This window comes from Blautia sp. BCRC 81119 (assembly GCF_003184505.1).
GTDB classification, from domain to species: Bacteria; Bacillota; Clostridia; order Lachnospirales; family Lachnospiraceae; genus Blautia_A; species Blautia_A fusiformis.
Window position 1 is genome coordinate 52,595 of record NZ_QJHD01000028.1, and the last position, 12,722, is coordinate 65,316.

General features: G+C 40.3%; 11 protein-coding genes and 1 pseudogene. 2 read left to right on the forward strand and 10 right to left on the reverse strand.

Going from position 1 to position 12,722, the window contains the following annotated elements:
- The first annotated feature begins 206 nt into the window (after positions 1 to 206).
- Positions 207 to 491, forward strand: coding sequence for a hypothetical protein (locus DMI82_RS15650; protein ID WP_110103841.1), 285 nt, complete (start codon positions 207 to 209; stop codon positions 489 to 491).
- A gap of 448 nt (positions 492 to 939) precedes the next feature.
- Here DMI82_RS15650 and DMI82_RS19895 read toward each other — a convergent pair whose 3' ends face one another.
- The 10 genes and pseudogenes from DMI82_RS19895 to DMI82_RS15700 form a co-directional block, all read right to left on the reverse strand.
- A complete protein-coding gene (locus tag DMI82_RS19895) occupies positions 940 to 1,095 on the reverse strand; it encodes a hypothetical protein (protein ID WP_158526490.1) in 156 nt (51 codons plus the stop codon).
- 385 nt (positions 1,096 to 1,480) lie between these two features.
- Complete coding sequence (gene iscB / locus DMI82_RS15655; RefSeq protein WP_110103842.1) at positions 1,481 to 2,836, reverse strand: RNA-guided endonuclease IscB; 1,356 nt, start codon at positions 2,834 to 2,836, stop codon at positions 1,481 to 1,483.
- 845 nt (positions 2,837 to 3,681) lie between these two features.
- Positions 3,682 to 3,876, reverse strand: coding sequence for a hypothetical protein (locus DMI82_RS15660; RefSeq protein ID WP_146207172.1), 195 nt, complete (start codon positions 3,874 to 3,876; stop codon positions 3,682 to 3,684).
- 378 nt (positions 3,877 to 4,254) lie between these two features.
- Complete coding sequence (locus tag DMI82_RS15665; protein ID WP_110103844.1) at positions 4,255 to 6,087, reverse strand: leucine-rich repeat domain-containing protein; 1,833 nt, start codon at positions 6,085 to 6,087, stop codon at positions 4,255 to 4,257.
- A gap of 523 nt (positions 6,088 to 6,610) precedes the next feature.
- The gene (locus DMI82_RS15670; protein ID WP_110103845.1) at positions 6,611 to 6,964 is read right to left on the reverse strand and encodes a hypothetical protein; all 354 of its coding nucleotides are present in this window, start codon (positions 6,962 to 6,964) and stop codon (positions 6,611 to 6,613) included.
- A 94-nt stretch (positions 6,965 to 7,058) separates the two neighbouring features.
- Positions 7,059 to 7,343: a hypothetical protein gene (locus tag DMI82_RS15675; protein WP_110103854.1), complete on the reverse strand. Its 285-nt coding sequence runs from the start codon at positions 7,341 to 7,343 to the stop codon at positions 7,059 to 7,061.
- A 217-nt stretch (positions 7,344 to 7,560) separates the two neighbouring features.
- Positions 7,561 to 8,061, reverse strand: coding sequence for a type III toxin-antitoxin system ToxN/AbiQ family toxin (locus DMI82_RS15680; protein WP_110103846.1), 501 nt, complete (start codon positions 8,059 to 8,061; stop codon positions 7,561 to 7,563).
- Positions 8,062 to 8,277: 216 nt separating this feature from the next.
- A pseudogene (locus tag DMI82_RS15685) lies at positions 8,278 to 10,830 on the reverse strand (DUF2298 domain-containing protein).
- Positions 10,831 to 10,945: 115 nt separating this feature from the next.
- A complete protein-coding gene (locus tag DMI82_RS15695) occupies positions 10,946 to 11,647 on the reverse strand; it encodes a hypothetical protein (RefSeq protein ID WP_110103849.1) in 702 nt (233 codons plus the stop codon).
- Between the two features lie 2 nt (positions 11,648 to 11,649).
- Positions 11,650 to 12,012, reverse strand: a complete 363-nt coding sequence (locus DMI82_RS15700) for a hypothetical protein (protein WP_110103850.1) — start codon at positions 12,010 to 12,012, stop codon at positions 11,650 to 11,652.
- A gap of 174 nt (positions 12,013 to 12,186) precedes the next feature.
- Here DMI82_RS15700 and DMI82_RS15705 point away from each other — a divergent pair.
- Positions 12,187 to 12,722 (forward strand): fibronectin type III domain-containing protein (locus tag DMI82_RS15705; RefSeq protein ID WP_146207173.1); only part of this gene is annotated, 536 nt, incomplete at its 3' end.

Below are 12,722 nucleotides of genomic sequence, written 5' to 3' on the forward strand. Positions count from 1 at the left end.
CTTTTCTTTGTCTTTTCTATTTTCTAGATACAAAATTAATATGCTTAAAAAATACGTGCATAAAAAACAAAGAAAAAAAATTTTTTTGCTGTCTTTTTTTTCGCCAAAACGGTCTTGCCGTTTCTTTTTTATTTCGTCACCCTTTCGGCATATTGAATCTGTCACAAAGTAACGAAAAGGAACGGAAAGAAAAGGAGAAAAGAATTATGAGAAAAAATGAAATCGTAAGAGCAAAAAGAAATCAGGTTGCCATCGTAAGACGCGGACGCCGCATTATGCATGCGATTGTATCTGAGATTGCTTGGCAGGTCAACGAACTTGACCGCCGGACAGATTTAACACACCAGCTTCTGGCTCATACCATCATTGACGATGATGATGCAGATGACTTCTGTGACTATGAAAGTGATTTTCACTTCGGACTTGTCAAAGCTGGCGCTGTACTGTTTCTCCTTTGGGGAATCAGTGTTGTAGCCACCGGGCTGCTGTAAGATTTCCCGCAAATTTGCCGACCACGAAAGTGGCCGGCTCTTTTTTTTGTATTTTTGCAAATTCTTTTTTTATTCTTATATTTTTCCGGCATATTATTATTGTCTTAAAAAAAAAGAAAGGAGTTTGTTGTAGCGATGAGATTAAATACCGTAGACTTTCCTTCTGGGTTCATCTAGCCAGAGACAAAACATAATATAATTCTGATAATTTAATTTAAGGAACTGTTGTTTTGTATACAAGGGAGGAGGGCTTTTATGGATTACCGCGACCGTTGCGGGCAGATATTCAACTCTGGGTTCATCTAGTTAGAACCTATATTGAATGTAATTATTTTAATTTTATAGCAGCCATCGAAAAAGAGAATTTCATATTTTATATCTCTTAAACAAAAGCCCCGGAACTTTACCGAGGCTTTTATTTTTTTGTTTTTTTGTATCCTATTGCTTTTTACTTTCTATTTTCAGGATTTTCCTGCATCGTCACCTTCCCAAACACCAATCCTTTCAGGCTTTCCAGGACAACAGCCTTCTCTTCTATCCCGGCTTCTCTGTATTCTTTGGCATCCCGAATCATTATCACAATGGCGCGTAAAACTTTTTTCATCGCATCTCCTTTTCTTTGGCTACGAGGAACGGTCATATTTGCGATTATATGCAAACAGCTTGTTGTTTACATATGCGATTCGGGAAGCTCATTTTCACTCGCTTGCCTTCATCTTTATGCCCGCAGAATCAATATGTTTGCTGGAAAAATGAGGCGAAAATGCAGCAAAAAAGCGAGACCGAATGTCTCGCTGCTAAGTTTTATTGCTGTATTACGCGTTATCTTTTACGAATTCTTCTGCCCGCTTTGTCATTCCCATATCCAAAAAGTATCCATCTTTTTTCGCGCAGGGTACCCCATCCGACGTAGAAACAATATTCATTGTTTCGCAGTCGGGTGTGGAGGAATGCGCGGTTTTACATTCCTCCTGCTTCCTCCTTTTCTATTAATTAAATACTGATTTGGAATAACCGCCAGCGTATTTAAATAGTTTAATTTTTGATATCTGTACTGACTTTTTAGTTTTAGAAAAAACGACTCTTGTACCTTTGTGCTGGCATCCTGAAACTTCAATTTTATTACCGTTATAAACGATAATGTCATGAGGCTGAATGGGGTAATGTTGCCTCCTGATTGCTCTTCTTCCGGGAGTTACTTTTTGTAACCGATACTGGTGTAAATTCTCTGAGTCTTTCTTATGATTCCTGCTGATTCTGCCATTAAACAACTCTTGACCGCTTCGCTTTTTACCGTCACGGCTGTCGATATATTTTGCATCGTAGAATTTCTCCAGACACCGGTTGTTCCTGCGCTTTTTCTTATAGCATATAGGTTTTGAACGGTGCTTTGGATGAAACTGTCCAATTACAAAAGCATCATTAACGTGTGATTTGTCAATATCCAATGCCCTGCGCCGTTCTTTCGTTTCAGCGCCATATGTAATATGAATATCAATATCTGGAAACAACGCTCTTGCTTCGTTATATAGTTTCCATCGAATAGTAGTCATGTATGTTGCACCCTTAAATGATGCAATCTTTGGTTTCCAGTTATACAACTTACCGCCTTGCTTGTGATTTGCCGGTGTGTGGCATTTATCACATACAGTGATGAGATTTGACATACGGTTTGTTCCGCCCTGGCTCCTGTATTTAATATGATGAACATGGAGTATCGCCCCATCTTTTATTGTCCTGCCGCAGCACTGGCATTTATAGTCATCACGGGTAAAAACTGCTTCGCGAAGTGTTGCGATGCCGTAACGTTCGCCGTGCTGATAATCTGCACCATGTGGTAATGGTTTACCTTCTTCTCTGGCCTTCAAAACCTGAGTATCAAAGTTGCCCATCTCTAAGGTAATATCAGTAACTGGCATTGCTTTACAGATACGTAAAATTGCCTGGATGTGGATACTTTTCTTATGCTCCAGAGATGGAGCAATCCACCTGTCATTACGTTTCCGGTTATTAAACCGTGGCTGGCGGTATCTCTTTCTGCTTCGTCTCTGTCTGCGGTACATCCTGCATGCATCATGCCTGGCTTTTTCGTCTGTTAATGTATCAATCTGTTCAGCCAGATATTCGTGCTTCTCTGATTTTACAGATGTTCCAATATGTATATATCCGGTATCCATACAGAGCTCTATGGGCTGAGCATCTCCAGATTCCCTTTCGGTAAGCTGTATGGTAAACGGATGATAACTATGTTTAATTGCTTTACCTGATTTGAGCAGCTTGCGTGCTCTGTGTTCACTTGTTGGCATCAATCTTTCGCCTGTCTTATTAATGACTGCAACTGACATAAGCTGCCCTCTTTTGTATTTATATTTTCCCGGCAAGCCGGGATGGCTTACGCCTTCTGTACCAGCTGCTTCCAAACATCAGAAGATATTTAAAAGCAGCCCATACAGATTCTCTATCCTTTCGGCTTCGGCAAGCCGGCGCCTAGTCAGAATCGGTTGTCCTCATCGCCAATGTTATCCGATAGTTTATCGCATACTGCACTTCTCCTACCCTAAGAGATGGTTAACAGCATGCCGCAGAGCGTGAGACTTGAGGAGCATTCCACGGTGCCTATTTTACCGGTAACGTAGTATTAAACTAGCCCGGAAGGCTTCGTTTAATACTGAGGCTAATCAATAAGGCCTTGCGGCCAACGCCTCTAATAAATATGGACAGGACTAATAAAAAATACAGAATAAAAATATGCATGTTTTTACAAGCCCCGTCCGAGATTTATCTCGGGCGCGGATTATTGACATAAGAAGTCTTTCTGTTTTTTGTTGAAACCTCCAACGGTTAAAACCGCAGAATCCCCGCACCTGCAAGCAGTTACTTGAAGAGGACTCGGGTTTCACTGCAGCAGGCGAACCCCTGCAGGTATATCCCCGGGAAACAGACGGCCAATCTTTCAGGCATGACCTGGTACACGGTTTTGCATGACTCTCTTCCATTTTACGGGCTCAGCTTTCAGAGATGACAAGAACCCGAAGGTTCAGGCTCCCTTATTCGCAACCGAAGGAGCGGTTTCTGCCTCCTGTGCAATTAACGGGTTACTGGGAAATCTTTGTCTGTATGTTATGTCCGCAAAAGACTCCCGGCAAATATCGGAATCTTCTAGTGCTTGCCGGAAACCTTTTGCAGTTTACTAGAAACCGAAGCAGGCTGGATATGAGACGCCGGCTGCTTTCATTTCGTTTATCAGCTCATCCTGCATTTTTACAAAGTTATCAAACAATTTGATGCATTTATTTCTGTCTGGTTTCTCTAAAATATGAAAACGCTTTTCAAGCACCGCTGCAGTATCATCATCAACATTTAGTTTTAATCTTAAAGTATGCATTCTGTTTCCTCTTCTCATGTATTTTCCTTACATATTTAATATGCTTTTAATATGCTGAAAAAATTAAAAACGGGACGATTTTTTACGAAAAAATTTTAATGGGAAATAAAAAATCTCTACACCGAAATGTAGAGAAATAAAACATCGTAAACGATATTTTTATATGCCGAATTTTTTATCCAAGAAAACACAAATGCCGCTGCATGCGGCAGCGGCATTTAAACAAAGAAAGGAATTTTTTCGGCGGCGAATCCGTCTTATGAACCAGGAAGATTTCTCTTCCTCATCTCTTATATACAGTATACCAGATTTTCCGGTGTACGCAAATTTTTGTCGGATTTTTTACTGGCAACGAAAAAGCGCCGCAAGGCGCTTTTTTCAAATACGGAAACTTTTTTCTTTTGTGCTCTTTCTTATGTACTCCAGGGCATATGCCTTGGCGTTAATCATTTCAGCAGCATCCATCTGTGGTATTAATTTGTCAATAGTATTGGCTGTTATGATATCTTTTTTCAGGAACCGAATTAAAGCCTCTTCATCTTTATCAAGAATCATCCATTCAGCAATACTTTTTCCCGCCCGGCGAAGATAGGCTTTGATTTCATTACTCTCTACGGCGTCATACATTTTTAATGCAAGTCTCTGTTTTATCCTCGGTTCAGATGTAATACAGAGGAATGTCGTCTGGTTTACATCATTAGAATCGGTATCCCTAAACAGTGCTTTACCAAGTAGGCTGTTTAATCTTCTCAATCCGGCGCTTGTAAGCTTTGCTGGAACAAAAACCGGATAAGCTATACAGTCAATATTGATTTTCAAGTCAGCCATATTGCTTCTGCAGTTCCATTTCTTGCAGTTTGACTTGACAATGTTTGTGATAGCCGGCATACTGTGTGTTTTAATATTAGCCTCATCAAGCATAGGGAAATTCCACAGGTCTATATTTTTAACAGATTTCGGGATTTCCACATTTTGAATCGGGCAGTTAAACGCATCGCTGTCAATCGTTTCAAGGCCTTCATGCAAAGTCACGGAAGTAAGGCCTGAGTTACTGAAACAGTTTGAAGAGATATATTTAATATTTTCCGGGATGTCTATATACTGTAAGTTTCGGCATCCGTTAAACATAGCTCCTGAACTGAATGGCTCGCCAAGGTTAGTAAGCCCTTTTCCAATATCAACATGCATTAGGCATTTGCAGCCATTAAAGGCATGCTGCTCTATTCGTTTTAATGAGTCAGGCATGGATACAGATTCAATCATTGAGCCCGCAAACGCAAATGCTGAAATTATTTCTGTCCCTTCCGGTATGTTTACAGGCTTCGTTCTTCTTCCCGGACATACAAGAAGAGTCTTTCTGTCAGCTGAATATACAATGCCATCAACATCAATATAGCCAAGAGACCGTGTCTTCTCTGTCAACTCTATTGTCTTAGCATAAGTTAGTCCATATTTCGCCAGGGATTCCATGTCGCGTTCATTGTCGTCATCAATGACGATAGTGTCAGCGTTAAGCTGAAGGCCAGAGAGCATTTTCATATCTTTTATTACCGCTTTTTTCAAATGCCGTTTTTCTATAGCATGGCTTACTACACAATTACGCGGCAAAACGATTTCGTCTGCATCTTCGTTGACATCGATGATTATATTATCGCCAACCATAACGACACCATCTTCGAAATCAGCCATGCTGACAGCCGAGCCATCAAAAGCCATGCTGTCAACAAGACTTACATTGTCTGTGTTAATGATATTTGTGGACATACAGCCAGCGAACGCTTTATCTTCAATAAATATAACTTTATTCAGGTCAATCACATCTTCCGGTTTTCTACAGAACACATTGTACAGAGAGCCGCTTCTTGAAACCAGCATTTGTCCTGAAAGAAACGATTTGCTGTCTGATTCTACATATTTTACATTCGGGAACATAAAATTTGAGAAATGAAGCGAATTTACGCCAGGACCAATATAGATTTGTTCTACATCAGGAAACTGTTTCATACATTTTTCCAGTAGAAACAGCATTGCGTTTTCGCCATCCAGGCAGACAAACCGAGCTTCCTTAACTCCTGGTTCAATATCGATATCACTGATAAAACAATTCATGCTGCTGTTAAATGCATGCAGAGATGAATATGATATACCATTGCCTGTATAACTACTCCAGCAGCCTTTATCATAATCATAAGACCTCACCATTTTTTCCATTATTTTTCTTCCTTTCTTTGTGCTGTTTTATTACATTTTTAATATGCTGTATTTTATGGAAAAGAAAAACCGGCTGCCGCAGGCAGCCGGGGTATATACAATATGCTGAATTTTTTCAGAAAGAGCACAAAAAAAAGAAATCCCTCCACGGGATTTCTTGGCCTGACTGCTCCGCACAGATAAATCTGGCGGGTTCCCAAAAGAGAACCGCTAGATGTCTCCATACGCCACCGTTTTTCATCCTCCGCGCCCGACGGAAATGACCGTGTTGCAGGGTTATAAGACGATTATATTGGACAATGGATTTTACCTCTTAAGCTTTCCATGATACCGCGAGCTAAACTCGCGTGTACCAGACGCGGGCGGGGTTTCCCGCCCGTCGATAAAATAAGCAGATGAAGCTTATCCCTGTACTCACACTGTATATGCAGGACATATACAAAGGCGGGCTCGCAGCTGAGCCTGTTTTGTATTGCATATATAATATGCCTGATTTTCACAAAAAAATAAAAGTCCCGGAATTTTACTTTCTATTTTCAGAATTTTCCTGCATCGTCACCTTCCCAAACACCAATCCTTTCAGGCTTTCCAGGACAACAGCCTTCTCTTCTATCCCAGCTTCTCTGTATTCTTTGGCATCCTGTATCATTAACTTCACAACATGCCGTTTTTCTGCCAGATTTTTCACATTGCCTAACGCTAGCACATATACTTCGATGGTTCTAAATTCCGATGGTATGTCCTCTATTTTTGTCCCATCTTTTTGGATTTTTTGTGAATAGAATTGCTGTTTCTCTGCCTTGCTCATGTTGGGCTTCGTTTTTCTCCGAATCGGTGGAGCAGGAACTTCGTTTCCATATCCAATAAAATTTGTCATAAAATTATGTCTCCTCTCTTTTTGTATTTTCTTCAGTATGCCGATTTTTGCAACAAAAGAAGAGCCTCAAAGAGGCTCTTTTTTTGAGACTGCGCTACTGTTCTTCGTTGATTACGATACCACCATGAATGACAACACGTTTTCCATTTTCATCATCGAAATATGTTTCACTCTCGGATTCGGAAACATCAAACTTTCCTGTCCAGTGGCGGATTTCTTTACCGTTATAGTCATAAACCGTCACGGTCCTTTCCAGCCCGCCACCGATGTCGCTGCGCAAAGATTTCATCTGTCTCTGGGTAGAGGATGTATTAAATACGAATACACCTCCAAGTAGAACTACACAAATAGCAACCGCGATAATCATTGTTTTTTTCATATTCTCTTTTTTCCTTTCTTTGTAAAAATTATTTGTATAAAATATGCGGGATTTTTTATGTAATAAAAAAGGAGCCATCTTTTGGCTCCTTTTTTCGCATTACCGAATGGCTGCTACCATCGCAAAGGCAAGCATGGCCATTAAAGCAACAATGCCACCGGCAACTATCGCAAATGTATTCTTTTTCACTTTCTTTCTCCTTTATTTTTAAGATATACTAGTCTATTCTGTTGCTTGTTCTGGTTTCCTGGGTCGCATATTCCAGATAATGTTCCTCGAGTTTTTTGAAATCGCAGCAGGTATAGTTTAATACATGATTTTTGTTGCATCCAATCCTATATACCTGCAATGCCTTATTGTATATTTCGGCTTCATGTGCTCTGCAGAATCTGTATTCGGCATTTAACAAGTCCGCATACTGTTGATTATTTTGAGCGATTACAGAGAAATCTTTTACAGTCAGAACATTTTTCATAGCCGGAAACATAAAAGAGAATCGGATTGTAGATAAGACTCTTCCATTTTCAGTTATCTGAATGTTTGTTCTCTGCCTATTTGTCATGTGGGATATCGGGGCGTAATAATTAATGTTGCTAATCGTCAGTACTATTCCGCAAACAAATTTATTGTTTCCTTCGTATTCGATATTTGGTATTTGGCCATCAATAGTTTTAAGAAAATTTATGTAATTTTTATCTACATCGTAAAATTTAATCATATTTCTCCAATAAATATAAAATAGGACGAAATTATTAAAAATTTCGCCCTATTAATTAAATTCTCGCTATTACGGTCGCGAAACACCAAGCATTAATCCCTTCATTTACGGCTGAAGAACACCAAGCATTAAGTCCTGTTTTACGGCAACAGAAACCTTGGATTATGCTTATATTATATGCTGATATTTTTTAAAAGTCAATATGTTTTGTTTTATCTAGTCTATTTCTACCACCATCGCCCCGCTCTTTTCATAAACCACTTTTCCCATTTTCCTTACTCTATCTTTTACATCCTTTCCGTATTTCTCAACTTCACGCAATCCGCAGAACACATATTTGATATTATATTTTTTTATTATCTTTTCCGCATCTTTTGTTCCATCAAAAAATCCATCTATATCTTTTGTCCTCTTCTCAATCCCATTCAGGCTGTCTCTCCACAGCCATTCATGAACTTTCCAACCGGCAGGTGTTGAGATTCCAGTAATAACAGAAACCCTTTCATATGCAGTATAGCTGTCCCCTGGAGCCTCTGCTATTGCTTCTTTTATTTCTTCTTTTTCAGCCTTGTCTTTTAACCACAGCAGGGCATCTTTTTCGTCCGCAAATTCTTCGTTATCCAGATAATTTAGGGCATTCAGCCCGGTCCTTTCCATCGGATTCATCAACACCCCAAACCATGAACCGGCAGCATTGAAAAAGTACCCGAACAGTAAAATCTGCAAAGCGAGCAGGATGAATGCGGCAATATGTAAAGGCTTTTTTCGGGTTTGTAACAATGAATACAGAATGTATCCACTACATATATTCAGCAGGATGAACGCCTGATAAGTCAGTTTGAACATCGTATTTGCTCGCGAATAAGACCCCTCATAGATATCCCGGACATATACCAGTTCCGGAATGGCGATAAGTCCGATTGCGCAACAGCACAGGATAAACGCAAACACATCTGGAGTACGGAGTGCTTGCAGGCGTTTTATCAGCCCGCCTTTTGATTTCAGCCAGCGGTACACCATCAGGACAACAAACATAGCCGCTATCGCAACCGGAATTCCCCAGAGGATTATCAACTGATAGATTGCCGAGTGATGACCTGCAACGCCAACGCCCTTAAAGATACTTTTAAAATTCATTGTAAATGGCAGTGCTGTCAGATATCCTGTAATCAGAATGATTCCAAATTGTGAAACCATACGCTTCAGCATTTTAGATTTTCCTGAATGCAGATTTCCAAAGATGATTGTAATTATAATCACAACTGCATAAATGATGTAGTCCCAATAATTCGTAAAATTACATAAGCCCCAGGCTAAGCCGAGCATGCACAACTGCGGCAGGCAGAACTTCTTTTTTCCGTTGCTATTGTTCTTCAAAAAAGCATACAGTAAAGCCGCAATCAGTATGACAATCATGATATTTACCATATGCGCATGCAAGTCACCGAGCACGAATGAATAGCACGGAAACTCATGAATAGTCTTATCGTCAACATCCGGGTTATAACCGATATAGCGTGTTGCATCCGGGAACCAATAAGACATGCTGTCCACATCAATATCTTTATGCCACGTATAAGAAGTTGTGTTCGTTAGGCCAATAGAGATAAAAGGCTTCAGCAGTCCATACACGATATAATGCCCGTTTCCTCCAAACACTACCGCTGCCGCTGACAGCGCAGAAAAAATAACACTCTCTTTTCTGCTTATTTTTTCAAACCTGTCTTTCAGCATTTGTTCTGCGATTCCGAAAATACCCGTGAACATCAGTGCCGGAATCAAAGCCCGCATCATATTATAAGCATATTCTGCCTTCGTTGTTTTCTATAACATCGTTTTTGCAATAAACGCTGCGTAATACTGCCCGCCGTAGTAATAATTGATACTCTTTCCGGCATACCAGATGTCGTCCGGTGGAAGTTTTGATGTCGTCAGCATCTTTTGCAGGAATCCATAGTCCATAAACTTTTCAGTACCGTATCCGGAAGGGTTGAACCCGATAAGGTAAGCCCAGAACAGAAATACGACAAAGAAAATCACTTCATATTTTAAGCATCCGGAAAAGCACTGCTTCCAATCTTCCAGGCATCTCTTCCGTTTCTTCCCGACAGCCATACACAGCATGAAATACAGGCAGATTGCAATGATTCCAGTTTTTCTGGTGAACGGTATGTGTAAACAGACCCCTGCAGCCCACATCATAAATCCGGGAATCAGAACCCCGAAAGTCTTGCCAAACGGCAGCAGGCATTTATTCTCTCCAAACACCGCCACCGCCAACGGCATAGAGACCAGCATCATCAGCAACATATAAAATTCCCACTGCAGGAATATAACTGCATCAGTCCTTCCTAGCAGCAGGAATGTCACCGCAGCCGCCGCTGCTATCCCGATGCTTGTTTTAAGTATTTTTTTCTTTTTCTTTTGTGGATTTGCAGACACAGACCTTGTCTGCGCGTTTAGATTGTTCCGCATATTGTCTATCCTTTCTTGAGTATTTTTTTTAGTTGTTTTTTTCGGATACAATATGCTGAAATATTGATAAGGTTTTGGATTTTTGAGGAAAAGATTGCGCAGCGAATAATTACACCCATTGTTTTTTTCTTTTGATAACTCGCCGTTCCGGCTCGTAACCAAGCCTCGCAGAGGCTGACAAGCGAAGCCGTAAGGCTGAGTGCAGTGCACGAACGGGGATTCTGACCCACGTGCGAAGTTAAAACCGAAATATTTGACCCGCGGACAACTTTTTGTCGGCCGGGGACTTCCCATTCTCCGTTAATTATGTTATCCTATATATGCATACGAATAACATGCCAGGTCACTGGCAGATTCTAATCCAATCTTTTTGCCAGCGACCTGCACCTCAAAAAAGCAGATAATCGTTTTATAACTTCATATATATTCTTGCATTTCCGCTTTCTTGTTTATACCCATTTTTTTGATAAAAATAAGTTAGTCTATCCATTTCATCTTTTCTTTCATCTTCTTTAACTTTGACAGGATGTTTTACGCCTTCTATATATGAACAATGTAATTGTTTAGCTAATTGGTGTACGTAAAACAATCCGGCGCTCCCAATCCCTTGATTCTCATATATTCTGTCTGTTACATAGTTGTCTCTTAATATCGCAAAATTGCTATTGATAACTTGTGCTTCGCGCTCGTAACCAGACTTCGAGCGGGGATTCAGACCCGCGTGCGAAGCTAAAACCGGAGTATTTGACCCGCGGACGATTTTTTGTCGGCCTGGAATTTCCCGTTCTCCGTTGATAGTCAGTACATGCTCTACATAGGCTTCATACACTCTTTGGCCATGTTCCATGAATCCGCATATAGCATATTCGTATGATATCTGCTCCATGGACTCACGAAGTTTTATTCGGTATTCTAGGAAAAATACAATATGTACGTTTTTTCTTTTCGTTTCGCTTACTCCGCAAAACCTGGGATTTCTTAACGATACCAAATTTTTTGTGTTAAGCTTTTTTTTAATGAAAGCATATTCGTTTGTGCTGCAAATTTTATCAATTTCTTTTAAATCTTTTTTTCCGTAAAACAATTCGTCAAAATCTGGTATTTTAAACATTATTATTCTTCTACAAAGAACCCTACTTCCGCTGCACTTCTCCATATATTTTCCAGTACGCGTCTTCTCTTATCCAAATCCCACATTGGATAACATTGCGGAAGATTACCGCTCTTTTCTTTCCTTTTTTTGCATTCCATTATATCATCCAAAAGACATTTTTTAAACACCTTTCTTTCTGCGGCATCATCTTGCCCTATTTGTTTTAATCCTCGAAGTCTCCGAAACGCATATCGGTATGGCGTGGAATATCGGTATTCAAAGGGAATTTGGCTAATGGATATCTTGCCGTCCAGAATATCCTTTTCAGCCTGTGTATCATAAGTCCTGCCAAATGGTCTTGATAAATATCCTTCGTCCTGCATCCTTACTTTGCCTCCTGTTTTTTTTCTTGTTTATAAAATATTATGCCGATTTTCCATTTTTTTTGCGACTCATTTTTTCTGCATATTACATTTGTCTTAAATATTTGCAAACCATATATATATGTTGTAAAATATATATAAGCAAAAAAAATTATACAAGGAGGGAAAATATTTATGATAAAGAAACTAAGCAAGACCCGGCTGCTCAACGGCCTGATTGTCGTCCTGCTGGCCATCACACTGATTGTCCCGGCAGTCTTTCAGTCCACCACCCCGGCGGCCTCCAAGCGAACGCCCGCAAGACCGGCGATTACGAAAGTGACCGCGACCAAGAATTCCGCAACGGTCACCTGGAAGAAGTCCAAGTATGCCACTTCTTACCGGATTTATTACAAACAGGCCGGTGCGAAGAAGTGGACCACGCTGGCAACTATCAGCAGTAAAAATCTGAAGTACACTCACAAATCTTCCAGAAAGTACCCACTCAAGGGTGGCAAAAAATATACCTACACCGTCAGGGCATATAACAAGTATGGCAGAAAATGGAGTTCTTACGACAAGAAAGGCAAGACCGTTACTATCCCGGCCGTTCCGTCTATTGTAAAAACCCGCGTGAAAGCGAACAACTATAAGCAGACTACTGTTACTTGGACAAAATCCATCAATGCTACGAACTACCTGGTTTACTACCGCTCTGCTGACACCACAAA

Bases quoted from the DNA above. Each gene is read 5' to 3' on its own strand.
- DMI82_RS15650 (WP_110103841.1), top strand. From the start codon at position 207: ATGAGAAAAAATGAAATCGTAAGAGCAAAAAGAAATCAGGTTGCCATC.
- DMI82_RS19895 (WP_158526490.1), bottom strand. From the start codon at position 1,095: ATGAAAAAAGTTTTACGCGCCATTGTGATAATGATTCGGGATGCCAAA.
- iscB (WP_110103842.1), bottom strand. From the start codon at position 2,836: ATGTCAGTTGCAGTCATTAATAAGACAGGCGAAAGATTGATGCCAACA.
- DMI82_RS15660 (WP_146207172.1), bottom strand. From the start codon at position 3,876: ATGCATACTTTAAGATTAAAACTAAATGTTGATGATGATACTGCAGCG.
- DMI82_RS15665 (WP_110103844.1), bottom strand. From the start codon at position 6,087: ATGGAAAAAATGGTGAGGTCTTATGATTATGATAAAGGCTGCTGGAGT.
- DMI82_RS15670 (WP_110103845.1), bottom strand. From the start codon at position 6,964: ATGACAAATTTTATTGGATATGGAAACGAAGTTCCTGCTCCACCGATT.
- DMI82_RS15675 (WP_110103854.1), bottom strand. From the start codon at position 7,343: ATGAAAAAAACAATGATTATCGCGGTTGCTATTTGTGTAGTTCTACTT.
- DMI82_RS15680 (WP_110103846.1), bottom strand. From the start codon at position 8,061: ATGATTAAATTTTACGATGTAGATAAAAATTACATAAATTTTCTTAAA.
- DMI82_RS15695 (WP_110103849.1), bottom strand. From the start codon at position 11,647: ATGTTTAAAATACCAGATTTTGACGAATTGTTTTACGGAAAAAAAGAT.
- DMI82_RS15700 (WP_110103850.1), bottom strand. From the start codon at position 12,012: ATGCAGGACGAAGGATATTTATCAAGACCATTTGGCAGGACTTATGAT.